We start from the raw sequence: 26,157 nt of genomic DNA, 5'->3' as shown, positions 1-26,157 counted from the left end.
CCCTAGCCAACCCTGCGCACCGGAACATTTGACCAGCCACAGACATTCGCCATTGCCACGCGCTGCAGCCCGTCGCGGTCGACTTCGTACTCGGGAAGCAGGTCCAACAGCGCGTCAAGTGCGATGCGGCTCTCCATGCGGGCCAGTGCCGCACCGAGGCAACTGTGTATGCCGTAGCCGAACGCGAGGTTGAAGCCCATCTTGCGCTCTCGATCGATGTCCAACCGGTCGGGATCATCGAACATTCGCTCGTCACGTGTCGCCGAACCCGTGACTAGTATGACCGCACCGCCGGCCGGGATCGTTGTCCCGTAATACGTCACGTCGCGCGTGGCGGTCCGAACCTGATATTGCGAGGGAGCCTCGTAGCGCAGCAGCTCCTCCACCGCGGCGGGGATCTTGCTTCGGTCGTCGCGAAGCTTGCGCCACTGGTCGGGAAAGTCTGCGAAAGCGACCATCGCGTTGCCTACCAGTTTGGTGACCGTTTCGGCGCCCGCCCCGCCGAGCATGGTTGCGAAGCCGGTGATGTCGACGTCGGTCAGCTTCTCCACCACGCCGTCACGTTCGATCTCCGTCTCGATCAAACGGCTGATCATATCGTCTTCGGGGTGGGCCCGACGCTGCTGCACCAGGTCGTAGTAATACAGGCCCGTGTTCACCGACGCCTGGTATCCCCGCTTGGTGGTGGCGATCTCGCCGGGATGGCGCTCTAGAAGCAAATCCAGCCAGACGCGGATCTGATCGCGGTCCTGCTTCGGCACGCCGAGCATCGCCGTGATGACCTCGTTGGGGAACAGGGCCGAGAAGTCGGCGACGACGTCGAAGGCGGCGGGATTCAACGCCTCGATGCGCTCATAAACCTTGTCGCGCACCATGTCTTCCAACGCGGAAATCGCCCGCGGAGTGAACACATTGCTGACCAGCCTGCGCATCTTCTGGTGCTCGGGTGGGTCCATGGAGATGATCACCTTGGGCACCGGGATGGCGTCGTCATGGGCCTTGACCATGTCCAGTGTCGCACCCTTGGCCGATGAAAACGTTTCGTGGTCTTTCGTCGCGGGTGCTACATCCTCGTACCGGGTGAGCGCCCAGAAATCCCACTTCGCGCTGTAGTAGATGGGCGCCTCGTCGCGAAGCCGTCGATAGGTGTCATAAGCCCCGTTGAAGAATTCGGTTGAGAACGGGTCGAATTCGACGGAGATCGCTGAGCTCACACGATCGCCCCGGATTCCTTGTACTTCGTGATCATGTCCCAGTCGATGCCGGCATCCATCAGCACTTCCTCGGTGTGCTGGCCGTGCTCGGGTGCGCCTGGCGGGATGACCGCCTGTTCGTCGAATTGAACGGGGTTGACGGGCAGTGAGAATGGCACGCCGTTGACTGTTCGGGTGTGTGCGACGTAGCCGTTCGCGACGACGGCGGGATCCTGACAAAGCTCGGCCGGCGTCTGCACGATTCCCCAGGCCCCCGAGAGCACCGCCAGAGCCTCGCGCCATTCGGCCAGCGTGCGCTTGGCAAACGCCTCGTCGAGCAGCGCGACCAGACTGACTCGGTTCTCGAACCGCGATGCGGGATCGGCGAATCGCGGATCGTCCACCAACTCGGGAAGGCCGATAACCCGCATCGCCTCGGCGTAGAACTTGTCGAGCTGCAGCATCATCAGCTGCACGTAACGACCGTCTTTCGTCCGGTAGGTCGCCACCAGCGGGTTGGGTGAATCGGCGTGCCCGTATTTGGGAATGGCGCTACCACCATGTATTTGGCTCACCGCGACGTCGGGGCTGAGGTTCCATGCGGCCAACCCGAGAAGGGAAACGTCGACCACCGAGCCTTTCCCGGTCGTTGCCTTTTTGTAGAGCGCTGCGGCGATCCCTCCCGCGATCGTCATCCCTCCGAGCAGGTCGCCGAACGCAGGTCGCGAGCGCACCAACTCATCGGCATCCTCGGTGAGAACAGTGGCGATTCCCCCCCGCGCCCAGTAGGACACACCGTCATAGCCAGGCTTGTCGGCATCTGGCCCCTTCGGCCCGTGTCCCGATCCCCGCACATAAACGATGCTCGGGTTGGCCGCTCTGATGTCCTCGACGTCGATGCCGAGCTTCTTGCGACGCTCCGGCAGGTAACTGGTCAAGAACACATCGCTGGTTCTGGCCAGTTCGCGCACCACTTCCTGGCCGCCCGGCGTGCTCAGATCCACCCCGATGGATTTCTTTCCCCGGTTCGGGATTTCGATCATGTAGTTGATCGAGCCGCCGCCCGCGTCGACGATCCCCATCGTGACCAGGCCGCGCTGCGGATCACCGCCGTCACGCGGCTCGACCTTTATGACTTCTGCGCCCCATTCTGCGAGTACCGCGCCGGCCGAGGGCACGAACGTCCACGCGGCGACCTCCAGCACACGAACTCCGCGGAGCACCTTGTCGTCGTCGGAAATGACGCCCTCCCACCTTGAGATAACTGTCATTTACGTAAATGAGAATGTCACTTTCGCTTTGCATTGTAAACGGGCTACGGCCGGCGCGAGAGCCGCCCGGGTTGCTCGGGATCTCCGTGCTCCCAGAACGCTCGCCAACTCGGCATCCGCTGCGGCATGGCCGCGCGAAGCGGTACGTCCGTCGGCCACCGGATGAACTCCGGCCCGGGCCGTTCGGTCACGTCCACGGAGTACCACGGATGCTCACGCCTCTTGACGAAGTACCACCGACCGTCACGTCGTTCGTACACGTCGTCGTAGCGCATCGTGATCACGTACCACCCGTCGCCGTCCTCGTGCTCCGCGCGACAGTACACCGATCCCGTCGCATGATCAGCGTCGATGAAGTCGAACTCGTGCCCGCAGATCAGGTGGATGCTGCGGTAAAACCGCCGCAGAACCCGGTCATACCAGCGCTGCAACGCATTCCGGCCGCGACCCTGCGTGCCCGCGTCGACATCGTCGACGAAAAGCGCCACCAACGCGTCCACGTCGCGGGCGTCCAGCGCCATGGCATAGCGGCTCGGCAGCTGACTGATCGCCAAACTGGACTCGATCCGATCCAGACGGTCCGGCGCCATGGTTTGCAGTGTAGTTCGACAATGGCATTCCCGAGAACCGGTTTTCTCGTTTGACGAAAAGGGAACTATCCTGTTGAGGCCCAATGAACATCCCACGAGGATCCCGACCACCATGCCCTTCCCGACCATCATCCCCACGATCCCGCGACTGGTGAGATCGTGCGCGGCGAGTTTCGGCGACAAGCCGTTCCTCATCGCCGACGGGCAGGTGCTGACGTACGCCGATCTCGACATGCGATCGTCGCGATTGGCGATGACGCTGCTCGCCGAGGGCATCGGAAAGGGCGACCACGTCGGGATTCTGATGCCCAACAGCGTGGAATGGGCGCTCGCCTGGTTCGCGGCCACCCGGATCGGTGCCGTCGCTGTTCCACTCAACACGTTCTACAAGGCGTCCGAATTGGCCTGGACGGCCCGTCACGCCGACCTGAAAGCGGTCTTGGCATGGTCGGCCTTTCGCAACCACGATTTCGTCGAGCGGCTCGAGGAGGCGTTACCGGGTCTCGCGCAACAGCGTGAACCGGGCCGCATCCTCCTGCGCAAGATACCTTTTCTGCGCACGATCGGGGTGTGGGGACCGTGTGATCGGTCCTGGGCGACGGCATTCGAAGACAAGGAACTACCGGCGGGCATCGATGCCGATTTCCTTCTCGATGTCGAGTCCTGCGTAACCCCCGCCGACGAGGCGATGATCATTTACACCTCGGGCAGCACCGGTGACCCCAAGGCCCCTGTGCACACCCAGGGCACGTTGGTTCGCCACAGTTATAACCTGACCGCCCAATACGGCGTCATCGCCGACACCGTCTTGTTCACCGCGATGCCGTTCTTCTGGGTGGGAGGGTTGATCACCGGATTGCTGGCCGTGATTCATCATGGCGCCACGCTTGTCACTCAGCCGGCGTTCGATGCAGCCGAGGCGTTGGCATTGATGGAGCGGTACCGCGCGACCACCGTGCTGGGTTGGCCACAGCAGGGCAAGTCGTTGTCCGAGCACCCCGATTTCGCCCGGCGCGACCTGAGTTCGGTGCAGCGGACCAGCCTGCCCGCGATGGTGCCGCCGGATCGGCGACCGAAGGGACCGAGTGCCCTTGGCATGACCGAACTGTGCGGAAATCACCTCGGAGTCGATCCGTATCCGCCGCAGCCTCCCGATCGCGCCGAGACCGGAGGCTTCTCGATCGAGGGTCTCAGCCACATCCTCGTCGATCCCGAGACCGGTGTACCGGTCCCGATCGGGACGAGTGGTGAGATCTGGGTTCGCGGCTACTCGTTGATGCAGCGCCTCTACAAGCGTGAGCGCGAGGACGTGTTCACCGCGAACGGGTACTACCGGACCGGTGATTGCGGAGTCGAGTATGACGACGGCTGGATCAAATTCACCGGCCGGTTGGGCGATCTGATCAAGACGGGTGGCGGAACCAACGTCACACCGAGCGAAGTGGAACTGGCACTTGCCGACTGCGAGGGCGTGCTCGAAGCGTATGTGGTCGGCGTCGAGAGCCCCGATGACGGAACCGTGGTCGCGGCGGCGGTGGTGCCGCGGGGTGATTCGACGCTAGACGGCGAGTCATTGCGGATGCAACTGAGAGGCCGACTCTCGGCATACAAGGTGCCGAAGTTGATCTGGGTTACGTCAAAGCAGAATCTTCCGTTCACCGCGACCGGAAAGATCAAGAAGGTGGAGCTGGCGCAGCAGCTCAGCGGATTACTGGTGCGCAGCTGAGCGTCAATTGGTTCCAACCGCCCCTGTAGGAGAATCCGCATTCTCACATGCGAGAATTGCCTCGACCACGGCCACCAAGGGAGCGATTCATGAGCGACCGGAACTCCAGCATTGCAGGGGCACGGATGCTGGTCATCGGGGCATCCTCGGGCATCGGACAGGCATTGGCCGTTGCCGCCCATTCCCGGGGCGCCAGCGTGGCGCTCGCCGCGCGGCGGCTGGACCGCCTCGCGGAACTGGCCGGCCAACTGCACGGATCGGCGCACGAGCTCGACGTGTCCAACCCCCGCGCCATCGAATCCGTCGTCGGTGACGTTGTGGCCAAATTCGGCAAGCTCGATGCGGTCGTTTTCACCAGCGCCGTGGTGCCGTTCGCCCTGATCGAAGAGACTGAGGTGGAGACTTGGCTGCATGCGTACGCCGTCAATGCCGTCGGCGCCTCCCACGTACTGCGCGCGGTACTTCCGCATTTGGCCGACGACGCCGTGGTCATCGTCGCGTCGAGCCACGACGTCGGGCGGCCTCGCGCAGGTGTGGCTGCCTACCACGCGAGCAAGGCGGCGCTCGACGAGATCCTGCGGTCGTGGCGAGCCGAGCATCCCGATCTCGCCGTGATCCGGGTCAGTGTCGGCCCCACTTGTGACACCGAGATCCTCCGCGGAGCCGATCGCGACCTGCTGGCCCACTTATACCGGGCCTGGGCGCACGAAGGGCAGATTCCCGACGAGATGTCCACGGTCGAAGACGTGGCCAACGCCATGCTTTCCCTCATCGCCATTTCACGCGCCTACCCCACGGTGATCAGCGAGATAGTGCACCTCGCCCCCCGAATCATCAAGCGCCAGCCGGCTCTGACCGACAGCTGATGGAAAGGAGCACGAATGGACCTGGGCTTCAACGGGGCAACGGCGGTGGTCACCGGGGGCAGCAAGGGCATGGGGCTGGCGATCGCCGAGAGTCTCGGGGCAGAAGGCGCTTCGGTGGCGATCATGGCACGCGGCCCGGCTGCGTTGGACTCGGCCGCAAGGAAAATTCGCCGTGCCGGTGCTCCCGAAGTTCTGACGATCAGCGTCGACATGTCGGATGCCGAGTCGATCACAGCGGCATTCAATTCGATCAGCCTTGCCTGGGACTGCCTGAATGTGTTGGTGCACACCGTCGGCCCGAATGCGGGTGCGTTCGAAGATCTCGACGACGACGACTGGCACGCTGCATTCGATCTCGGTACGCTCTCCGCGGTGCGCTCGGTGCGGGCCGCACTGCCGATGTTGCGGTCGGCCGATTGGGCCCGCATCGTCACGCTCTCGGCGCACTCGATTCAGCGCCAGAGCGCTCGCCTGGTCGCCTACACGGCCACCAAATCGGCGCTGTCGAGCTTCACCAAGAACCTATCTAAAAGCCTTGGCGCCGAGGGCATACTGGTCAACTGTGTGTGCCCCGGCACTATCGTGACCGCCAGTTTCACCGAGATCCTGCGCGATGCGCTCGCCGCAGAAGGTCTGGACTCCTCAGATCCAAAGCATGTCATGACGTGGGTCGAAAGGACCTACGGTCATCCAAGTGACATCGGGCGCGCTGGCTTGCCCGAAGAAGTTGCTTCAGTCACTGCGTATCTGGCCTCGCGGCGGAATGGCTACGTAACGGGGGCCACCGTCAACGTCGACGGCGGATCAGACTTCATCTGACTCTCGGTAAGCGCTTCTCAGTTGACCGTTGAGCGTTAAGTGGCCACTCGGCAGTCAGGTCGAAGGGCCGTCCGGCAGGTTGGTCTCCAGCAGCGTCAAAGGGATTCCGAACAGCGGTTGAAATTTCACTTCGGTGACCTCGAAGCCGTCGCCCTCGACATGCTGGCGAAAATCGGCGGTGGCACCGTACCGCCTCGCGCTGTGCTCGGCCGCATCGCAGTCGGCGGTTCGCACGACCACGGAGAACAGTCCGTCACCGTTACGGGCGAGGAAGTCGGCCGCGCTACCCGCGTCGGTCGGCGCGTCGGCCAGGGGCGATATCAGTTCGAACCCGCGATCCCAATCGAGCCTGATGGCAAGACGCAGCTCCTCGTGGTCGAACGCGTGGAAGCAGAACCCGATAGCGGTCAGGTAATCGGTAGCCTGGTCGAGACGTTCGAGCCCGATTGCAAACACCACGTGGTGCAGCAGCGCGGTTGGCTGAGTCATGCCGGCACTCTAAGCCGTTTTCGAAAGCCAAATTCTCATTTTTCGGGAATTATAATTCTCGCTCGGGTAGGTTCCCAATGTGGCGCTGGAACAGTTCGAATTAGACGGGCAGGTGGCGATCGTGACCGGCGCCGGGCGTGGCGTCGGTGAAGGGATTGCCAAAGTGCTCGCCGAGGCGGGCGCGACGGTGGTCGGGACGGCACGGACGTCGTCCGAAATCGAGTCGACGATCAAGGACATCAAGGCCGCGGGCGGCAACGGACTCGCGGTGACGGCGGACGCACTGGTCCGCGCGGACAGCGAGCGCGCGGTGCAAACCGCTATCGACGAGTTCGGCCGAATCGACATCCTGGTGAACAATGTCGGCTTCGCGACCTACGGCCCGTTCCTCAGCCTTGGCGATGACGACCTTCGCAACACCTTCGACTACTGCGTCACGTCGGCGTTCATCATGAGCCAACTCGTCGTCCCGCACATGCTTGCACTGGGCCGGGGTTCCATCGTCAACATCTCCTCGGGGGCAGGGCGGTTCGGCATTCGCGGACTATTGCCCTACTGCGTAGCCAAAGGCGGCCTCGAGGCACTCACCAGAGCGATGGCACAGGAACTCGCGCCCAAGATCCGGGTTAACGCCATCGCCCTGGGTGCGTTCATGACGACAGGGCTGCAATCGAGTTTCGACCTGCTCCCGGGGTCCGAGGAGAAGTTGAAGCAGCTCACTCCCCTGCACCGCATCGGCGATGTCGCCGACCTCGGCCGACTGACGCTGTATCTGTCGACACGCGACTGTTACGCCACCAACTCGGTGTTCGTCGTCGACGGGGGCCTGCAGGGTCCGAACTCGGAACTGCCCATTCCCGATCTGTGATCGAATGCGAGTAGGAGCAATGGCAATGACCACCAAGCCTTTACGCGTTGCCGTCATCTCCACCGGTTGGATCAGCAGCCTGGCGATACGCGCTATCGTGCGGCGCCGGCACCTCGAGCTGGTCGGGGTGTGGGTGCACAGCGCGGAAAAGACCGGTCGCGACGTCGGCGAGATCGTCGCATTAGGCAAGATTGGCATTACCACCACCAACAATCTCGACGACATCATCGCGCTAAGGCCCGATTGCGTCGTATACGGTGCAGCCAGTGCCGAGATGGATGCGGCCGCGGTGCGCGACTACGTGCGTCTGCTCGGCGGCGGGCTCAACGTCGTCACGACCAACACGCCCGGAATGATGTTTCCCGACAGATGGATTCCCGAGCTCGCCAGCCAGGTGCGCGAGGCGGCCTTATCGGGCGGGGTGACCATCTACACCTCGGGTATCGAGCCGGGCTTCGCCGGTGACCAGTTCGCGGTGTTACTGACAACGCTGTCGAACACGATCCGGTCTATTCGCGCGCAGGAGATCTTCGACTACTCGGCTTATCCGAATCAGGACCTAATGGTCACCGCCATGGGATTCGGCAAGCCGCTCGACTTCACTCCGCTGCTTGAACTCGAGGGTGCCCAGCAGTTCGCCTGGGGCCCACCCATCGGCTTGGTCGCCAAGGCGCTCGGGGTCGAACTCGACGAGGTCACCGAGTCCTACGAACGCGTGATCACCCCGCGTGATCTCCACGTAGCGTGCGGGATCATTCCCGCCGGGACGGTTGGCGCCGTCCGCTCTGAAACCACCGGCGTGGTCAACAGTCGGCCGGTGATAACCATCGAACACATCAACCGCATGGCTCCCGACCTGGCGCCGGAGTGGGCGACGGCACCCAACGGCACATACCGCCTCATCATCGACGGCCAACCTCATATTCAGTGCGACCTAAGGCTCGGCACCGAGGACACGCCGGAGTCGGCCAACGACAACGCAATGGAGGCGACTGCCATGCGCGTCGTCAACGCCATTCCCTACGTCGTCGATGCCGCCCCGGGAATCGCGACTTCGCTCGATCTGCCGATCACCGCGCCGCGCAACGCCATCGACGTCGGCTAGACGGTGAACATGGGTCCGCGCGGCGCTCCGCGGACCTCGTTGCCGCCGTCGATGGCGAAACTCTGCCCGGTCATCCAGCTGGATTCGGGTCCGGCCAAGTAGCGCACCCCCGGGGCGATGTCGTCCGAAACCCCGAGCCGTCCCAACGGGACACGTTCGAGGAAGCTGCGCGTCAGCTCCTCGAGATGGATATAGCCCTGCGTGGTAGCAGCTTCGGTCAGCCCCGGCCGCACCGCATTGACGCGAATACCGCGCGACCCGAATTCCGATGCGGCGACTCGGATGAGCATCTCAAGCGCGGCCTTGCCCGCCGAATAGTGCCCGAGCCCCTCCATCGGGATCTTGGACGACGTCGACGAGATGAACACGATCGAGCCGCCGTCCATCATCAGCGGTACCGAATAGCGCATCGCGAGGAAGTTCGATCGGAGGTTACCCATAACGAAGTCGGTGAAGGTCGCGAGATCCTGTTCGACGAGTGGGCCCGTACCCCCGCTGGCCACGGTGCCGATCACGATGTTCAGCCGCTTCTTCACGTCGTAGGCCGACTGCGCAGCCTGTCTGACAGTGTTCTCGTCCTCCGGATCGCCTTCTTGTAGCACGATTTCAGCATTGGGCGCGACAGCGAGAATGCCCTCTTGGACGGCTTCGAGCCGGGACTGGGACCTGCCCAGCAGATACAGCGCGGCCCCATCGAGGGCCAATAGCTTTGCACTCGCTTGGGCTATCCCCCCCGATGCGCCGAGGATGAATGCGGTCTGACCGTCGAGCACACCCATGGGCCGGACGCTACCACTGATCGCAACATCGATTCTCGATAAACGTTAATGTTTATTCTCGTCTGGTGTAGCGTACGCGTGTGGCCGAGTTGACCGACCGGGTCGCCCTCATCACGGGCGCGGCGCGCGGCCAGGGGCGCGCCCACGCGCAGCGGCTCAGCGCCGACGGCGCCGATGTGATCCTGACCGACCTCGCGGGCCCGCTCCCGACGTGCGTCCCATACGATTCCGCAACGCCAGCGGACCTGGCTGCGACCGCGGATTTGGTCAAAGCCAACGGCCGACGGGCCGTCACCGCAATCGTTGACACACGCGACCACGATGGTATGTGCACGGCAGTTACGGAGGCTGTCGCAGAGCTCGGACGACTCGACGTCATCGTCGCCAATGCGGGCATCTGTGTGCCCGCACCATGGGATCAGGTCACGGCCCGCGACTTCCAAGACGTCGTTGACGTGAACCTGGTCGGGACGTGGAACACCGTCATGGCGGGTGCAGGGCACATCATCAACGGCGGCCGGGGCGGGTCGATCATTCTCATCGGCTCCGCTGCGGGGTTGACGATGGAGCCATTCATGATCGCCTATACCGCCAGCAAGCACGCAATCGTCGGACTCGCGCGCGCGTTCGCAGCCGAACTCGGTAAGCACAATATCCGGGTAAACAGTCTTCATCCGGGATCGGTCGCCACCCCGATGGGCACGGGTCGAATGCTGGAGGCGATGGCGGACGCCGCGAGCTCGAACCCCGCTCTGCACAACGGCTTTTCCAAACAGCTACTTCCCAACGCGGTCACGATGCCGGAAGACGTTGCCGGCGCAGTGGCATGGCTGGCATCCGACGAATCGCGGTACGTCACGGCTGCCGCCATTCCCGTCGACGTCGGCGTGACCGGAACCTAGGTGCGCGACTGCCGGCTTACGATCGAAGGTCCCGACAGCGGTTGAGCGATCACACCGGGCGCGGCGTCGACGACGTCCGGAATCGCGTTGACAGCGGCCATCGCCGTGACCGCGACGCCTGGGTTCACCCGGTCGGTTGCCGACTGCTCGAAATGCAACTCCACGCTCATACTCGGACTGCCGTGCAGGCGAAAGACCATTCCGCCCTCGCCCTCACGTGCGGGCTTCGGCCAGCGATCCGGCCACGGCGTGCTGCTGACTGTCGCGAAATATTGCACGGCGACAACCGGTCGCGTGCCGACCACGCCGGCCAGTTGCCAGCGGTGGGCACAAATCGTCCCCTCGGGAATGACACCCAGCGCGGTGTCGAGATCCGTCGGCGCAAGCAGCCTCTCCCAATCCAGTTCGATCCGGTCGAGCGCGAATCCGAGGATGTCAGCGATGTAGCGCACGACGGTTTCCCAGTCCTTGTTCACTTTTCCCGAGGCGATGCGAACCGGCACGTGACCGTCGGGCTTCCCGAAGCCCATCGACTCGTGCAGGACGTCCCAGATCGGATACGCCTTGTCCAGATCGAGCGCGTACTCGTCCATCCGATACGAGTCGACCCGACCTGCCCCAGCGAGTAGAGCGGTGGGGATGTTCAGGCTGATGAAACCCGGCTCACTGCCGGTCGCGTAGAAGGTTGAATTCCCTTTCCGCGCCGCGCTTTCCAGAGCCTCGCGCCATTCGGTGGGCGCCGCGGCCGGATAGACCAACGGGATGGTCGAGAAGGTCACCACGTTGATGCCCGCCTCGAGGTAGGTGACGATGTCTGCGATGACTTCCTGTTCGCGCCGGACCGCCGTCGCGCAGTACGCGACACAGTCCGGGGCCAGCGCCAAGACCTTTGATGTGTCGCCGGTTGCCGCTACACCGACATCCGCCGCCCCGCAGAGTTGGCCCGCATCCACCCCGACCTTCTCCGGTGTCGACACCTTGACGCCGACCAGTTCCAGCACGGGATCGTCGATGATTGCCCGCAACGCCTCGCGGCCGGTCAATCCCGTACCGATGTGGGCCACGCGGTAGTGGCGCTTAGCATCAGTTGCCAATGTTTCACTGCCCCTTTCAGTTCGGCGCTGGGCCTGGCGCGAATCACCTGTAGAACGGCCCCGGCTTGCCCGCGTTCTGCAGATGGCCGTACGGGTCATAGACCTTCACACTCGGATAAGGGTTCTGGTCGTAGGCGGGCTCGGACACGCCCGCCGCCCGCAGGCCGGCGAGCACAGCCAGCGGCACCGCGAAAGTGACGAGCCCCGCGGTCACCGAGATCAGCAACTGTCGGGTCAACGTCAGCTTCGGACGTCCTCGGCGTGGCGGCAACCATCGCGCGATGCGACTGATCAGCACCAGTTCGTCATCCTCGTCGCGAACGCACATCACCGCGACCATCGCGAAGATGAACGAGTCGTACACCGCCATGATCAGCGGGAAATGGACATGCCCGACGCGCAGCACGGGGCCGACCGCTTCCGTGTAGAAAAAGATGCCGCACCTCATCCAGGTGAACTGCACCAGGCCGTTGATCGGAATTGCCACGGTGGCCGCACCGAGGAAAACCGCGACAAGCCGATGGTGCGCAAGCCAACTCGTGCGCGGGATCAACGGTGCGACGAAGCGGTTGTGCAGTTTCAAGATCGCGAGTCCGGTGAGCAGATAGTAGGCGGCGTAACCGCCCAGGAACGCCAACGCCGGTTCAAGATCCGGCGAAATGTTGACATACGGCCAGGTCAGCGGGAAATGCAACATGCGCGGATCGAAGATCGCGAAGGTTGCCCAGTTGGCGAGCGGATCGAGCGCACCAGTGATCAACCCGGCGAAGGCGATCACGACCGCCCAGTGCACCTTGCGTTGTCTATAGGAGAGCCCTACCAGCGTGGCGATCAAGCCGACCGCCATCGGAATCGAGCTGATGGACACGGCGAGTGGCCAGTTGTCGAAGCCGAGGAACGGCGGATAGGGCGCAGGATCCGGATGCGGATTCGTCCTGGTCGGGTCACCGTGCAGACCGGTTTGGATCGTCGCGATGGTGATGACCGCAAAGACCAGGTAGGCGACGATGAACAGCCCCCAGCCAGCTCGTGCCGGCCATCGCGAGAACCGAGGCCTGGCCACGTCGGTGGCGCGAGAGTCGGGGCTGCTGTCAACAGTGTTCGTCATGTCAGACCCGCACCGGCAGGTTCGCCCAGCCGCGAACGCTGGTGGTGTGCGCACGCTTGGCGTTGTCGTAGTCGACTTCCCAGTCGGGCCACCTGGTGAGCACTTCCTCAAGCGCGATGCGTGCCTGAACGCGCGCCAGCGCAGCACCCAGGCAGAAGTGGATGCCGTGTCCGAAGGACAGATGTGCCGCCCGCCGGTGGATGTCGAATCGATCGGCGTCGGCGAACTGGCGTTCATCGCGGTTCGCGGATCCGTTGAGTAGTAACATCACCGACCCTTCGGGAACCGTCTGCCCATAATGTTCGACGTCACGGGCGACATGGCGCGCCTGCACGGGTGACGGGGCCTCGTAGCGCAGCACTTCCTCGACCGCCCCGGCAATGAGGCTGAAATCCGCTGCGAGCTCCCGGCGCTGGTCGGGGTGATCGGACAACAGCTGCCCGGCGAAGCCGATCAACCTCGTCGTGGTCTCGTTGCCGGCGCCCACGACGGTGCCCGTGTAGGTCAGCACCTCTGCACGTGTCAACCGCCTGCGGCTACCGTCCGGTTCCTCGACCTCGGCGTTGACCAGTTCGGTCATCAGATCATCGGAGGGGTGGTCGTAGCGCCAGTCGATGAACTCCTGCAGCATCGACCCCTGACGCGTCAGCATGTCATCGGCCACCTGGGCGAGCCCGCCGTCTTTCAATTCGAGGAGCCGGTCGGTGTGCCGCCGGATCGCGACCTGCCTGTCCTCAGGTATGCCCAGCAGGAATCCGATCGTGCGCATCGGCATCCAGGCGCCGAGGTCGGCGATGAAGTCGAATGTGTCGGCGTCCGCGAGGGGCTCCAGCGCGCGCCGGCAAAACTCCCTGGCCAGCGGTTCGATTGCCGCCATCCGCCGCGGCGTGAACACCCCTGACAGCAATCGCCGGTGCAAATCGTGAATCGGCGGGTCCTCGAACAGGATGATCCCGGGTGGCACCTCGACCCCGCTGAGGATGATTTCGATGGTCGTGCCTTTACCGGACCGGTAGTCATTCCAATTCACCAGCTCGCGCGCGACATCTGCGTGTCTGCTCAACGCGTAAAAGCCGTACTTGTCGTTGTGGTAGAGCGGTGCGACGTCACGCAGCTGTTTCCACACGGGATACGGGTCGTCATCGATCTCGAAGTCGAACGGGTCGTAGTACGGGTCAACCTTCACCCTGTATGTCACAGGATGAGAATAGGCGTTATCGGCTGCCGGAACGAGTTTTTGCCTTAAGAACACAGCACTGCCGATACATTGGAGATCCGCGATGCGACGCGAAGGGAGTCGATACTTGACCACCAGCACCCGTCCACTACGAGTCATCCAGTGGGCCACCGGCGCCGTGGGCAGCGAGATGGTCAGGGCCATCATCGATCACCGGCCAGACCTCCAATTGGTGGGCGCGCGGGTGTATTCCGACGAGAAGAACGGCGTGGACATCGGAACGCTGGTCGGCAGAGAGCCGATCGGCGTCACCGCAACCACCGACGTCGCGCAGATCCTCGCGCTCGACGCCGACTTGGTGTTGTACGCGCCGTCGTTCACCGATGTTGACGACGTGTGCGCTCTCTTGGCGAGCGGAAAGAACGTGGCAACGCCGGCGTTCCTGTTCCACCCGCGACGGATCCCGGAAGCCGACCGCGCGCGCCTGCAGGCCGCGTGCGACAAGGGAGGCAGCACCATCCACGGCAGCGGCCTGAACCCCGGCAACCTGTCCGGGGTGCTGCCGCTCGCGCTGTCCGGGATGAGCCGCACCATCGATCGGATCACGCTGCAGGAGCGCGCCGACTGGACGCTGTGGGAGAGCACCGAGATCACCTTCGACGGGATGTGGTTCGGTCGGCCAATCGAGGAGGTCACGCCGACGGCCAACGAGTACCTAAGCTTCCTGACGAGACTGTTCGTCGAGCAGACGTGGTTCATCTCGGACGTCTTGAACGGCGACATCGACGATGTCTCAGTCACGCTTGAAGCCGTCCCCGCGACAAAGGACTTGCAGATCTTCGACCACGTTGTCAAAGCCGGTACTACCGCCGGACAGCGGTGGAACTTCGACGGCCATCGCAACGGGGAGACGCTGGTCGAGTTCGAGACGCTGTGGACGGTCGGCGGCGAGTACCCCAAACAGTGGCCCAAACCCCTTGACGGGTGGACGCTGACCATCGAGGGCGATCCGTCCATGCGGACGCACTTCTTTCCCTTGGCCAGCTTTTCGCGCGATGCTTCGATCGAGGAGCACGTCAGGGCTGGATTGATCACCGTCGCCATGCAGGTCGTCAACGCCATTCCGGCCGTGTGCGCCGCGCCGGCAGGGTTCGCGACGATGGCCGATCTCCCGCTGGTCCGCAGCTACACCGGTTTCGGCAATCGAAGTCCGGGGGCGCTCTAGCGGTTGGTCCAGTGCGCGACAAATGGGGTGATCGTGGAAACGTCGTAGAGGCCCGGATCGGCCGCCATCACCGTCGGTATCGCGTTGATCGCATGCATGGCGGTGGCCAAGCAGCCTTGTTTGGCGTGATCCTGATCGTGCGAGCCGATCACGAGGTGGCACTTCAGGTTCGGCTCGCCATCAAAGCTCAGCTCGTATCCGATCTCCGTCGGCCAGTCCGGCGCGAGGTCATCGGCCATCCGGGTGAGGTGCTCGACAGCCACGGTGGTTGCACCGCAATCGATCTCGACGCCGAAGCGCATGGCGGCAACCGTGCCCGCAGGGATCTCGCCGGCGGCCACGGTCAACGCCCGCGGCGTGGTCTGGACCTCGCGGAAACCCTGCACGGACCTGATCTTGAGCCCCAGCGACTGTGCGAGCACGGTGGCACTGCCGATCCAGGCGCTCGCCGCGTAATCGGTGTTGGTCAGCAGCGGCGTCGTATCGTCGGTCGTATGTCCGAAACCCATGGCATTGAAAATCAGATCATGGCTGGCGTAGGTCGAGTAATTCAGGACTTCACGCACGCTGATCCGCCTGGTACGCGCGGTGAGTCGCGACAGGACGGGCGCAAGTGATTCGCCGAAGAATCCCGGGTATAGGCCGACCCCAAGGAACGAGGATTGTCCAGTGCGACAGGCGTTCTCGATGTCATCTGCCAACGAGGCATGCAGCGAACGGGGATGGATGAAACGGCTCCCGGTGGCCACGACGTTCTTGCCCGACGCGAGCAACTCGCAGACGTCGGCAAAACAGCCCGGCGTGTCCGTCTCGACCTTGCCCATGTAGAGCACCACGTCGGCGTCGGTGTTGATGATCTCGTCGCGATCGGCGGTGGTGTGAAGTCCGACCTCGCGGCAACCACACAGCGTGCCGGCGTCCACTCCCGCCTTCGCGGGGTCATAGACGCGCACCCCGACCAGTTCCAGATCCGCTCGCTCGATGACGTGACGAAGCGAAATCATCCCGGTAACGCCAGTGGCCCACTGGATCACCCGTGGCATCGCATACCCCTTTCAATCCCACACGACGTCGAGGCGGGGCGGGGAACGGAACATCGTGCCGGTGATGTACGGCGGGGGTGCGTCGGGATCAAGCCGCAGGTCGGGGAGTTCGTCGAAGAGCGCGTTGAAAATCTTGGTGGTCTCAAGCCGGGCCAAGTGCATACCAAGGCACACATGTGCGCCGTGAGCAAAGCCGATGTGCGGCTTACGCTCCCGAAAGATGTCGAACTTTTCTGGTTCTTCCCAACGTGTCTCGTCGTGATTCGCGCTTCCCAAACTGAGCATCATGGTTGCGCCCTTGGGAAGCTGCACTCCGCCGATCTCGGTATTGCAGGTGACCTCGCGCATGAAGTTGAGCAGCGGGGTTTCCCAGCGGATCCCTTCCTCGATGGCCTGATGCAGCAAGCTGCGATCGTCGCGGACGGCGTCGAGTTGGTCGGGATGCGTCAATAGCGCCAGGGCCAGACTGGCCGTCGAACGCGAGGTCGTCTCCGCGCCGGCCGGCAGCAGGTTGCGCATGAAACCGTAGATCTGTTCGTCGGACATCTTCACGCCATTGACTTCGGCACCGGCCAGGATCGAAACCATGTCGTCCTTCGGGGCTTTTCGCTTGTCGGCAAGTATCCCGACGAAGTACTCCTTCATCTCGGCCGATGCGCGCAAAGCGGCTTCCATGTCCCCGCGGAAGCCCAGCAGGTCGATGGCGAGTCGGTGGAACTGCAGCACATCGGCATCCGGAAGTCCCAGCAGTGCTGCGATCACCCGCACCGGGATCGGCATGAACACCGCATCGACGAGGTCGGCACGCTTGGCGTCCTTGAATTTCGCGATGGTTCTCTCCACCAAGGGACCGACGAGTTCGGCGTCCCAGCGCTTCATCGAAGAGCGGGCGAAGGCGAACTCATGCAGTTTGCGGTAGACCGCGTGTTCGGGTTCCTGCATCTCCAGGATGGTCGGCCCCTGGAGTGGCCGGACGACATCTTCGTAGCAGCGCGTACTGAAGGTGATGTTGTCGGTGAAGATGGCCTTGACGGTGTCGAACGTGTAGGCGGTGAAGGTCGGCGGGCCGTCACCCGAATTGCCGACCATCCCCATCTCCGGCCAGCCGGCGTGCACCGGGCTCTGTGCACGCAGCTTCTTGAGCATCGGGTATGGCGATGCGTCGCCGTCGGCACCCATGCCTTCGTTGAATCTGTCCTGTGCGTCCCGAATGCTCTGTTCAAGCTCCTCGACAGTCGCCGGCTCGGCCATGTGACGACTCCTCACTCGTGCATCGGCTCGCACAACATACACCTTGCTGGTTGAAAACCTACATGATGTAGGTTGAGTGGGCCAGTTACCGTACGGACCGAAACAGCAACCAGGAGCGTTCGATTGGCAACTCGAGTCGTGCAATGGGCTACGGGCGCGGTTGGCCGTGCCGCGCTGCAGGAACTGATTGAGAATCCTGATTACCAGTTGGCCGGTGTGCTGGTGTACGACCCCGCCAAGGCCGGGCAGGACGCCGGAACCTTGTGTGGGCTGCCACCCACCACCGGAGTCCTCGCCACCTCGGATAAGGAGGAGATCTTCGCGCTGGGCGCCGACGTGGTCATCCACGCCGCCAGCAAGGCGCATGCCGTCGAAACCAACGCCGAAGATATCTGTCGGCTGCTCGCCTCGGGAACCAATGTCATCACGACCACCTCGTACAACCACCTGCCCACCTACGGGGCGGAGACCGAGCGCGCCTTTGTCGCAGCCTGTCGCGCGGGCGGGTCCCGCTTCCATGCGGCGGGCGAGAATCCGGGCTTCATGTTCGAACGCCTGGTCGCCACGATGACGGCGCTGTCCAAGACCATCGACCGGATCGATCTCTTCGAGGCCACCGACGTATCGGCGGTCGACAGCAAACCGATGCTCGTTGATCTCATGGGTATGGGCAGACCGCCCGAAGATGTAAGCGTCAATTCCCCGATCATCAAAAAGCTCGACCTGGCCTATCGCCAGGCGCTCAACGCGACCGCCGACGTCCTTGGGATTACGCTGTCACATGTCGACGTGTCGGTCGACGCCACGACACTACCCCACGACCTCGAGGTCCGCGCCGGCACTATCGAAGCGGGCACTGTTGTCGGACAAAGGTTCTCGTGGGTCGGTCACTGGTCTGACCGGCCGCTGCTCGCCATCCACGAGGAGTGGGTCCTCACCCGCGACCTCCCGCAGTGGGGCCTAAAGCCCCTCACTCCCGGCGAAAAGGCGCCGCTGATCCGGGCCGTCATCAAGGGAAAGCCAAGTTTTGAGTTGCAGCTGGATGTCGGATGGGACGACGAGCCGCCCACCGGAACGCACGCCGAGCCGGGGCATCTCATGATCGCGATGGGGGCGGTGCGCGCGATTCCCGACGTGCTGGCTGCCCCAGCGGGCGTCGTAACCGCCCCGGTGTTCGGTGCGATCCAGCTAGCGGGGACCAGTAAGAGTCAGACCGACCGCGCGTGAGATGTGGTCACTTGGCGCAGCGTGGAACACGTGCGCCGAACCGTCCGGCAGCACCCGGCGGGCGATCAAATAGTCCGTGCCCATCCAGCCTTGCCGGATGCAGCGGCCGAATCGCAGAAAAGTCCCCGGCGCCCCACTGGCCGACGGGACGAGCTTGACCTGCTCGATGCCCTCTTTGGCACCGCCCCCGGTCAACGGGCGCGCGGCAGCGAGCCCACGCGCGATCACCGTCGCCACGTCGTGCGTCAGGCCGGGCATCGAATGTGCCGGCCTGCGGCCAAACCGGGCCTCGAAGCGATCCAGGAATGCCTGCCCAACGAGATTGCGCTCGTCGTAGCTATCCAGCCCGACCCAGCCCGACAGCTGCCGCATCCACTCGGCGTTGATGTGAGCCATCTCGAATGCGGTGGTGGTGTACCGCGGTGGATCCCATCCCACCGCCCGCAGCGCGTCGGTGAAGCCCCACAGCCCGTGGCCGAACCCGACATGCACCAGGGCGTCTGGCTCGGCACCCCGCAGCTCGTTGACGACCTTGGATTTGTCGGCTTCCACCTGCGGTATCGCGACCGTGGTCACGACCTTCAATCCGGCAGCAGAATAAGCCTTTTCGGCGAACGCCAGGTACTCCTTGCCGATCAGGGATGCTTCGTAGGCGATGGCTATCCGCGATCGCCCGTCCCCGAGCATCACGGCGGCCAGCATCACCGGCTCTTCGGGCATCGATCCGTTGTTGAGCGCAAACGTCCACTCGCCGAGCGCTCCCTCGGAGCCCGACAAGATGATGTTGGGAACCTTGGCCACTCGTTCGGCGTGCGCCGCCAATGGCACCGCGTTGTCGGAGACATACGGACCGTAGATCGCGAGACACCCCTCGGCGACCAGCTCGTCGTAGGCGGTCTCCACGGCGTGGTACGTGCCGTTGGGGAGACCGATCACATGACGTTCCACCAGCTCTACGGGCCGGTCGAGCAGACCCGCGGCGACCGCCTCGTCGAAGACCAACCGCAGTGTGTCGACAGTGTCGTTCTCCGTGCTGGCTTGGGTCGGATAATCGTTGAGCAACCCCACTTTCAACGGCGCAACCGATCCGTACGCGCGAGCCTCTACGTCTGCCATTAGGGCAACATACAATACGAAGGTTGTCCGGCCGCCGACGGAAATGCACGTTTACGAAATCGCATATACGGATTGCCGGGTATTGGTAACGTCGCCGCCATGTCCGTCGAACCGGCCACCGGCAGGAAGTACCGCGTCATCCAGTGGGGCATGGGCAATGTCGGGACGCTCGCGCTGCGCCACATGGCGCACAACCCCGTCTTCGACGTTGTCGGGGTGCTGTGCAATCGCCCGGAGAAGGTGGGCAAAGACGCCGGCGAGCTCGTCGGGGTTCCAGCCATCGGCGTTTTGGCCACCACCGACAAGGACGCGCTCGAGGCGTTAGACGCGGACTGCGTGTTCTACGCGCCGCTGTGGTCAGACCTCGACGAGATATGCCGACTGCTGCGCGGCGGCAAGAGCGTCGTCGCCTCGGGTGGCGCGTGGTGGCACCGAACCGAGGCCAACGCGGCTGACATCGACAAGATCGAGGCCGCATGCGCCGAGGGTGCGACGTCGTTCCACGGCGGCGGAATCCATCCCGGCTACGCCGCGGACCTGCTCGTGCTCACCTTGGCCCGGATCGTCGGCAAGACCGATCACATCCACATCTACGAGGCGGTCAACTTCAACAAAGACACTTTGAAGTATCTGGACGAGATGGGATTTGGGAAGACGCCGGACGAGTTCGCCAAGGGCAATCTCTTCGCCGACGCCTGGTCGCTGTTCGCACAGTCGCTGACCATGGTGGTGGAAGGACTGGGCAAAACGGTGGAGAAGTTCACTACGGACGTCAAGCTGGGCATCGCAACCCGCGACATCCCGTACGAGGGCACCGCGGATATGGACATGCCCGGTCTAAAGGGCGTGATCGAGAAAGGAACCGTCGCCGCCCAGCATCACCTCTGGACGGCATGGGTGGACGGCAGGCCGTTCATCACGCTGCACGAGCTGTACTCGTTCATCGAACACGACGCCATCGAACCTAAACCCGATTGGGAGCCCTACTACCACTACAGGATCGTGATCGAGGGCGACCCGGGCACCGAATTAGTTCTGCGCGGTGACCAGAACGCTCGTGACACTGCCAAACCCGGCTACGTCGGCTACGCGTGGACGGCGATGGAGCCGGTGAACACCATTCCCGCCATCTGTGACGCACCGCCGGGGTTCAAGTCCCACAGCGACCTCGGGCTGATGCCGGTGATCGGCATCGTGCGCTGAGCGGTTCAACATACAAGATGAATGTTGCTACGATGCTGGAATGGCCAAGCGCGGTGGCGCCGACGGGGAGCGCCGGGCGCGGGGGGATCGGACTCGGCGCGAGTTAGTCGACGCCGGTCGCGCGCTGTTTGTCGAGAAGGGATATTTCGAGACAAGTATTTCGGACCTGGTGACGAGGTCCGGTGTAGGCACTCGCGGTGCCTTTTACCACCACTTCAAGGACAAGGCCGAACTCTTTCGCGCGGTCTTCGAAGAGGTCGAACGCGACCTGACGCTGCGATCGCTCGCCTCACCGCCGCAAGGCGCCGACGCATGGGAAAAGTTGTCCGTCGGGATGCGCGGATTCCTCGAATCCGCTCTCGAACCCGAAGTGCAGCGCGTCATGCTCATCGACGGACCGGTGGTGCTGGGTTGGCAGACGCTGCGCTCCATCCAGGAGAGCAACAGCATTGCCCTGATCAACGAGTTGGTGGACGAAGCGATCGCCGAGGGCATTATCGACGACCACCCGGTCGGAGAGCTGACGCATCTACTCGTAGCGGCAGTCGAGGAGGCGGCCCTCCTCCTAGCGCACGCCGACCGCCCAGCCAAGGCCCGGGTTAGGGCGGCCAAGGTTCTGGACCGGCTCCTGCTCAGCTTCGCCCTCGAGCCTCGAAAAGTACTGCGACGATAGTTTCTGCCCGGAAGGCGGAACGCTTGCGCTACATGCGGAAATGATTGTTCTCGATAACTGAATATGATTCCTCTACCGAACTGATAATGTTCCTCTCGACTTCTGCTAGGAGAGCCGATGCCTGAGACACCACCGCTGCGAGTTGCCGTGGTTGGAGCATCTGCGGGCCTGGGCCGGTGCATCGGTATGGGCCTGGCCGACAAGGGCACCCGGGTCGCATTCCTCGCCCGGCGTCGTGACCGCCTGGAGAACGCTGCCAAAGAGGCGGGCAACGGCGCGGTTGCGGTCGCGGTCGATGTCACCGATGGTGCGGCGTGCGGGCGGGCGATCACCGAAGTCGTCGATACTTTCGGCGGCTTGGACGCGCTCGTGTACACCACGGGTGTCGGCGTGCTCGCACCGCTCACCGATGTCAACGCCGAGCAGTGGGGGAAGCTGTTCGCTACCAACGTGACCGGTGCGTCCCTCATCACCGCTGCCGCTGCGCCGCACCTGGCCGCCTCGGCCGGATCCGCGGTGTACCTATCGTCCCTGAGCGCCTCCTATTCCGCGCCGTGGCCGCTGCTTGGCGCGTATGCGGTGTCCAAAGCCGCCCTCGACAAGCTCGTCGAGGCATGGCGCATCGAACATCCCAACATCGGCTTCACCCGACTTGCGGTCGGAGACTGCTTCGGCGGTGAGGGTGACTCACAGACCGAGTTCAACAAGGCCTGGGACCCCCAGGCTCTGGAGGCTGCCATCCGCTACTGGATGGACCATGGCTACATGCAGGGCGGCCTTGTCGAGGCCCCACACCTTGTCGACGTCGTCCATTCCGTACTCCGTTGCGGTAACAGCAGTTTCATCCCCTATTTAACCTTGGCGCCTCGGCCGTCCGGCGCGGTGGCCGAACTCCGACAATGGGACATCTGAAGGAACCGCGATGAAATCAAAAGCGGCCGTGTTGCGCGGTGTAGGTATGGACTGGGAAGTCACCGAGGTCGAACTCGATCCGCCACATGCCGGCGAGGTCCTGGTCAAGATGGCGTACGCCGGCGTATGTCACTCCGACGAGCACTTCTACACCGGCGACAGCGTGCCCACCAAGGAGATGGAAGAGATGATGCGGGCGTCGGGGCTCCCGGTGCCCGAGTGGTTTCCCATGCTCGGCGGACACGAGGGTTCCGGTGTTGTGGAAGCGGTCGGCCCCGGGGTGAACACCTTGCAACCCGGTGACCACGTGGCCATCTCGTTTTTCCCCGCCTGCGGCAGCTGCCGATGGTGCGCGACCGGCTACACGTACCTGTGTGACGTGGGCGCCGATATCTACGACAAGGCGATGACCACCGATGGCACTCGACGTCGCCATCTGGGGAGCGAGGACCTCATGGCGATGATGCAGGTCGGCACCTTCTCGGAGTACGTGGTGGCATCCGAACGCTCGCTGGTGAAAGTGCATGATTGGATTCCGCTCGAGGCCGCATCCCTGGTCTCCTGCGGTGTGACAACCGGATTCGGGTCAGGCTCAGTCGCGGCGGGCACCCAACCGGGTGACACGGTCGTCGTAGTGGGTGTCGGCGGAATCGGCATGAACGCCGTGCAAGGCGCGAAAGTCGCCGGCGCTAAGCACATCGTCGCCGTCGACCCTAACGAGTTCAAACGCGAGATTGCGCCGACGTTCGGCGCCACCCACACTGCTGTCGACACCGGCGCCGCGCTGGAACTGGTGAAAGAGATCACCTGGGGCGTGATGGCCGACCGGGTCGTTCTCACGCCGGGGGTGGTGCCCGCGGACATGGTGATGATGGGAATGATGTTGTTACGCAAGGGCGGAACATGCGTGCTGACCGCGATGCCGAAGATCACCGACCTAATGGTGCCGATGGTCCTTTCTGACATGATCAGCTCATGTAAGACGTTCAAGGGTGTGCTTTACGGCGAGATGAACCCGCGGGAAGCCATGCCGAAACTACTGTCGATGTACGAGGCGGGCCTGATCAAGCTCGACGAGCTGGTCACGCAGAAATACAAGCTCGATGACATCAATGAGGCCATGAAAGACCTTCGGGCGGGCAAGAACATCCGCGGCGTCATCGCCTTCGAATGACGTCGTGCGCCATGTGGTGCGATGAAGCGAAAACCGCGCGAAAAGGGGAACGACGCGATGAGCATGCCTGACATGGAGACTCAAGGACCCTTCCGTATGGATCCGGCCGTTGTCGTCTGGACACTCGTACGCGAGTTGCTTGATCAACAACGGTCACTCGTCCAATTAGAGCAAACGCTCGCCGCTGTCAAAGCCCAGCATGCCGACAACTATGATGAAGTAGTCAGCCTCACTTATAACCTCAAAAACCTCAGTGATCTAGTCGCCCTGAGAAGGCTTTGGTACTCGAAAGGCCTACCCAGCATGCTCGCAAAGCTCTCAGTAGCACTCGAGGCGCACGAAACGTTCGGCGATCAGGCCGTGTTTATCGACGACCCTGTCGACGCCGAGCTATGGAGAAGCAAATACTTTGTCGCCGTGAATGATTTGAGCGTGCCCTACCTCGAAACCAGCCAAGGCTTAGCGAAGCCTAGTTCGCTGCCTACGCCATGATGGCGCCGAGTCGTCTCAGCTCCAAATTCAAAACAAGTTTCTCAGCCGCGTGCCGGCAATTAGCGACCGAACGCGTCAGCGTCTTGATTGTGTCCCCTGGCGCAGCTTCAAATAGCACAGAGCTGAGTTGCGCAAGAAGGTGTTGATCTCGCGTGCAGGGCGGCGGACCGATTCACGCAACCATCTCACGTGGTCCGCACCCGCCGGGGCAGGCCCGTCGTACTGGCATTACTGCCCCAGCCAGAAATGGGGATACACGGTGCCAATACCGCCAGGATTTGACTGAGCGTGTGCCACCGGTTCGCCGTTACCGTTGACAACGGCCCGTCAGGCCCGGTGTATCCCTTCGCAGAAGCTGATCCGGCCCAAGTACCCCCACCGCGCCCGGCTTCCCCTGGCCGTGAAACTTCCGCTGCGGTCAGCCCAGGTTGGCCAGTAGCAGCGCCTCGGCGACGGCGGCGCGTTCCAGCACCCTCAGGTGCAGGCTTTCATTGATGCTGTGCGCTTGGGTGCCGGGGTCCTCCACGCCGGTGACCAGGATTTTGGCCTGCGGGAACGCTTCGGCGAACTCGGCGATGAACGGGATGGAGCCGCCCATGCCCATGTCGATCGGCTCGGTGCCCCACGCCTGCCGGAACGCCGCCCGCGCGGCGTCGTACACCGGGCCGCTGGCCTCGATGGCGTAGGGCTCGCCCACGTCGCCGCGGGTGATGCTGACCCGCGCGCCCCAGGGAACATGTTTTTGCAGATGCGACGTCAACGCGTCCAGATGCGCGTCGGCGTCCCCGCCGGGCGCCACCCGCATGCTGATCTTCGCCCGGGCCCGCGGAATCAGCGTGTTCGACGCCTTGTCGATGGGCGTGGTGTCGATACCGATCACGGTGATCGCGGGCTTGGCCCATAGCCGCTGAGGCGCCGAACCCGAGCCGATCTCGGACACCCCATCCAGCAGTCCGGACTCGGCACGGACCCGCTCGGGCGGGTAATCCACAGCGGCAGCATCACTTTCGTGCAGGCCGGCGACGGCCACGTTGCCGTCGTCGTCGTGCAGACTCGCCAGCAGGCGCACCAGCACGCTCAACGCGTCGGGCACCACCCCGCCCCAGAGGCCGGAGTGCAGCCCGTGGTCGAGCGTGGCGACCTCGACCACGCAGTCGACCAGGCCCCGCAGCGAAACCGTCAGCGCCGGAACGTCGGTGCTCCAGTTGTCCGAGTCGGCGATGACGATCACGTCGGCGGCGAGCGCATCGCGATGGGCGGCGAGCAACCGGCCGAGTGACGGCGAGCCGGACTCCTCCTCACCCTCGACGAAGACGGTCACACCGACTGGCGGTCGGCCGCCGTGCGCCTTGAACGCCGCCAAATGCGTTGCGATGCCGGCCTTGTCGTCGGCACTACCGCGCCCGTACAGCCGTCCTCCGCGTTCGGTGGGCTCGAACGGTGGCGACGCCCACTGGCCGGCATCGCCTTCGGGCTGCACGTCGTGGTGGGCGTAGAGCAGCACGGTCGGCGCGCCCGGAGGCGCGGGATGGCGCGCGATGACGGCCGGCGCGCCGCCCTCGCTGACGATCTTCACATCCCCAAAACCGGCCTGCGACAACAGATCCGCCACTGCCTGCGCGCTGCGGTGCACCGCGTCGCGCCGGCCGGGGTCGGCCCACACCGATTCGATGCGCACCAAGTCCTCGAGGTCGCGACGCACCGACGGCAACACCTGCCGGACGCGCTCAACAAGATCACTCATGATCTCGAGGCTAGTCGGCTTGCGCCGAGCTGGAGGCACCCCCGCTTTCGGAGGACACGCTGGCGTGACGCTGAACGTCGACAGTCACGCGGGCGTGACGCTCGGCAACG

The 26,157-nt window shown here is 63.7% G+C and carries 25 protein-coding genes; 13 read left to right on the top strand and 12 right to left on the bottom strand.

Features of this window, described 5'->3' with window-relative positions; genetic code table 11:
* Window positions 1-2: 2 nt before the first annotated feature.
* Genes A5773_RS10170 through A5773_RS10160 form a run of 3 tightly spaced genes read right to left on the bottom strand, consistent with a single transcriptional unit; the run spans window position 3 to window position 3,039 of the window.
* Complete coding sequence (locus A5773_RS10170) at window positions 3-1,214, bottom strand: cytochrome P450 (protein ID WP_232001826.1); 1,212 nt, start codon at window positions 1,212-1,214, stop codon at window positions 3-5.
* Window positions 1,211-2,464, bottom strand: a complete 1,254-nt coding sequence (locus A5773_RS10165) for a CaiB/BaiF CoA-transferase family protein (RefSeq protein ID WP_066958569.1) — start codon at window positions 2,462-2,464, stop codon at window positions 1,211-1,213. The genes A5773_RS10170 and A5773_RS10165 overlap by 4 nt, the downstream gene beginning before the upstream one ends.
* 44 nt (window positions 2,465-2,508) lie before the next feature.
* Window positions 2,509-3,039, bottom strand: a complete 531-nt coding sequence (locus A5773_RS10160) for a nuclear transport factor 2 family protein (protein ID WP_066958702.1) — start codon at window positions 3,037-3,039, stop codon at window positions 2,509-2,511.
* A 127-nt stretch (window positions 3,040-3,166) separates the two neighbouring features.
* Between A5773_RS10160 and A5773_RS10155 the strand changes: the two genes are divergently transcribed.
* The 3 genes from A5773_RS10155 to A5773_RS10145 all read left to right on the top strand — a co-directional run bounded on the left by A5773_RS10155 (window position 3,167) and on the right by A5773_RS10145 (window position 6,465).
* Window positions 3,167-4,780 (top strand): class I adenylate-forming enzyme family protein, encoded by a 1,614-nt coding sequence (locus A5773_RS10155; RefSeq protein ID WP_067790780.1) that lies wholly within the window; start codon window positions 3,167-3,169, stop codon window positions 4,778-4,780.
* A gap of 89 nt (window positions 4,781-4,869) precedes the next feature.
* Window positions 4,870-5,646 (top strand): SDR family oxidoreductase, encoded by a 777-nt coding sequence (locus tag A5773_RS10150; RefSeq protein ID WP_067261027.1) that lies wholly within the window; start codon window positions 4,870-4,872, stop codon window positions 5,644-5,646.
* 15 nt (window positions 5,647-5,661) lie between these two features.
* Window positions 5,662-6,465, top strand: coding sequence for an SDR family NAD(P)-dependent oxidoreductase (locus A5773_RS10145; RefSeq protein WP_066958573.1), 804 nt, complete (start codon window positions 5,662-5,664; stop codon window positions 6,463-6,465).
* Between the two features lie 54 nt (window positions 6,466-6,519).
* Here the strand turns inward: A5773_RS10145 and A5773_RS10140 are convergent, their stop codons facing one another.
* The gene (locus A5773_RS10140) at window positions 6,520-6,954 is read right to left on the bottom strand and encodes a hypothetical protein (protein WP_066958575.1); all 435 of its coding nucleotides are present in this window, start codon (window positions 6,952-6,954) and stop codon (window positions 6,520-6,522) included.
* A 79-nt stretch (window positions 6,955-7,033) separates the two neighbouring features.
* Here A5773_RS10140 and A5773_RS10135 point away from each other — a divergent pair, with 79 nt between their 5' ends.
* Both A5773_RS10135 and A5773_RS10130 read left to right on the top strand, forming a co-directional pair.
* Window positions 7,034-7,822 (top strand): SDR family NAD(P)-dependent oxidoreductase, encoded by a 789-nt coding sequence (locus A5773_RS10135; RefSeq protein WP_066958578.1) that lies wholly within the window; start codon window positions 7,034-7,036, stop codon window positions 7,820-7,822.
* 70 nt (window positions 7,823-7,892) lie between these two features.
* On the top strand, window positions 7,893-8,927 hold the full coding sequence (locus A5773_RS10130) for a dihydrodipicolinate reductase (protein WP_082948177.1): 1,035 nt from the start codon (window positions 7,893-7,895) through the stop codon (window positions 8,925-8,927).
* On the opposite strand, the gene A5773_RS10125 is transcribed toward A5773_RS10130, so the two are convergent.
* A complete protein-coding gene (locus tag A5773_RS10125; RefSeq protein ID WP_066958580.1) occupies window positions 8,924-9,706 on the bottom strand; it encodes an SDR family NAD(P)-dependent oxidoreductase in 783 nt (260 codons plus the stop codon). The genes A5773_RS10130 and A5773_RS10125 overlap by 4 nt on opposite strands.
* Window positions 9,707-9,786: 80 nt before the next feature.
* Here A5773_RS10125 and A5773_RS10120 point away from each other — a divergent pair, with 80 nt between their 5' ends.
* Complete coding sequence (locus A5773_RS10120) at window positions 9,787-10,608, top strand: mycofactocin-coupled SDR family oxidoreductase (RefSeq protein WP_066958582.1); 822 nt, start codon at window positions 9,787-9,789, stop codon at window positions 10,606-10,608.
* On the opposite strand, the gene A5773_RS10115 is transcribed toward A5773_RS10120, so the two are convergent.
* The 3 genes from A5773_RS10115 to A5773_RS10105 are packed head-to-tail and all read right to left on the bottom strand — an operon-like array spanning window position 10,605 to window position 14,008.
* Window positions 10,605-11,702, bottom strand: coding sequence for a dihydrodipicolinate reductase (locus A5773_RS10115; RefSeq protein WP_197505826.1), 1,098 nt, complete (start codon window positions 11,700-11,702; stop codon window positions 10,605-10,607). The two genes, A5773_RS10120 and A5773_RS10115, sit on opposite strands and share 4 nt — an antisense overlap.
* A 43-nt stretch (window positions 11,703-11,745) precedes the next feature.
* Entirely contained in the window at window positions 11,746-12,810 is a 1,065-nt protein-coding gene (locus A5773_RS10110) for a spirocyclase AveC family protein (RefSeq protein ID WP_067790775.1), read from the bottom strand.
* 1 nt (window position 12,811) lies between these two features.
* On the bottom strand, window positions 12,812-14,008 hold the full coding sequence (locus A5773_RS10105) for a cytochrome P450 (protein ID WP_067790773.1): 1,197 nt from the start codon (window positions 14,006-14,008) through the stop codon (window positions 12,812-12,814).
* Between the two features lie 169 nt (window positions 14,009-14,177).
* Here A5773_RS10105 and A5773_RS10100 point away from each other — a divergent pair, with 169 nt between their 5' ends.
* Window positions 14,178-15,212 carry a dihydrodipicolinate reductase gene (locus A5773_RS10100; RefSeq protein ID WP_066958710.1) on the top strand — a complete coding sequence of 345 codons (1,035 nt, stop codon included), beginning with the start codon at window positions 14,178-14,180 and terminating at the stop codon, window positions 15,210-15,212.
* Here A5773_RS10100 and A5773_RS10095 read toward each other — a convergent pair.
* Window positions 15,209-16,255 (bottom strand): dihydrodipicolinate reductase, encoded by a 1,047-nt coding sequence (locus A5773_RS10095; RefSeq protein ID WP_066958589.1) that lies wholly within the window; start codon window positions 16,253-16,255, stop codon window positions 15,209-15,211. The genes A5773_RS10100 and A5773_RS10095 overlap by 4 nt on opposite strands.
* Before the next feature lie 12 nt (window positions 16,256-16,267).
* On the bottom strand, window positions 16,268-17,506 hold the full coding sequence (locus A5773_RS10090) for a cytochrome P450 (RefSeq protein ID WP_066958591.1): 1,239 nt from the start codon (window positions 17,504-17,506) through the stop codon (window positions 16,268-16,270).
* Between the two features lie 138 nt (window positions 17,507-17,644).
* Between A5773_RS10090 and A5773_RS10085 the strand changes: the two genes are divergently transcribed.
* A complete protein-coding gene (locus A5773_RS10085) occupies window positions 17,645-18,733 on the top strand; it encodes a dihydrodipicolinate synthase (protein ID WP_066958594.1) in 1,089 nt (362 codons plus the stop codon).
* Here the strand turns inward: A5773_RS10085 and A5773_RS10080 are convergent.
* Window positions 18,695-19,849, bottom strand: a complete 1,155-nt coding sequence (locus A5773_RS10080; RefSeq protein WP_066958596.1) for an ABC transporter substrate-binding protein — start codon at window positions 19,847-19,849, stop codon at window positions 18,695-18,697. The two genes, A5773_RS10085 and A5773_RS10080, sit on opposite strands and share 39 nt — an antisense overlap.
* Window positions 19,850-19,948: 99 nt before the next feature.
* Between A5773_RS10080 and A5773_RS10075 the strand changes: the two genes are divergently transcribed.
* The 5 genes from A5773_RS10075 to A5773_RS10055 all read left to right on the top strand — a co-directional run bounded on the left by A5773_RS10075 (window position 19,949) and on the right by A5773_RS10055 (window position 24,303).
* On the top strand, window positions 19,949-21,052 hold the full coding sequence (locus A5773_RS10075; RefSeq protein WP_066958598.1) for a dihydrodipicolinate reductase: 1,104 nt from the start codon (window positions 19,949-19,951) through the stop codon (window positions 21,050-21,052).
* Between the two features lie 40 nt (window positions 21,053-21,092).
* Window positions 21,093-21,725, top strand: a complete 633-nt coding sequence (locus A5773_RS10070) for a TetR/AcrR family transcriptional regulator (RefSeq protein WP_066958600.1) — start codon at window positions 21,093-21,095, stop codon at window positions 21,723-21,725.
* A gap of 117 nt (window positions 21,726-21,842) precedes the next feature.
* Window positions 21,843-22,637 (top strand): SDR family oxidoreductase, encoded by a 795-nt coding sequence (locus A5773_RS10065; protein ID WP_066958602.1) that lies wholly within the window; start codon window positions 21,843-21,845, stop codon window positions 22,635-22,637.
* Between the two features lie 10 nt (window positions 22,638-22,647).
* Window positions 22,648-23,811, top strand: coding sequence for an NDMA-dependent alcohol dehydrogenase (locus A5773_RS10060; protein ID WP_067790769.1), 1,164 nt, complete (start codon window positions 22,648-22,650; stop codon window positions 23,809-23,811).
* Between the two features lie 21 nt (window positions 23,812-23,832).
* The gene (locus A5773_RS10055; RefSeq protein ID WP_066958605.1) at window positions 23,833-24,303 is read left to right on the top strand and encodes a hypothetical protein; all 471 of its coding nucleotides are present in this window, start codon (window positions 23,833-23,835) and stop codon (window positions 24,301-24,303) included.
* 418 nt (window positions 24,304-24,721) lie between these two features.
* On the opposite strand, the gene A5773_RS10050 is transcribed toward A5773_RS10055, so the two are convergent.
* On the bottom strand, window positions 24,722-26,047 hold the full coding sequence (locus tag A5773_RS10050; protein WP_067790766.1) for a dipeptidase: 1,326 nt from the start codon (window positions 26,045-26,047) through the stop codon (window positions 24,722-24,724).
* Window positions 26,048-26,157 lie beyond the last annotated feature (110 nt).

The sequence above is a fragment of the Mycobacterium sp. 852014-52450_SCH5900713 genome (assembly GCF_001667075.1).
GTDB lineage: Bacteria > Actinomycetota > Actinomycetes > Mycobacteriales > Mycobacteriaceae > Mycobacterium.
The sequence above is the reverse complement of the archived record's forward strand: the minus strand, read 5'-3'. Positions and strand labels throughout refer to the sequence as shown.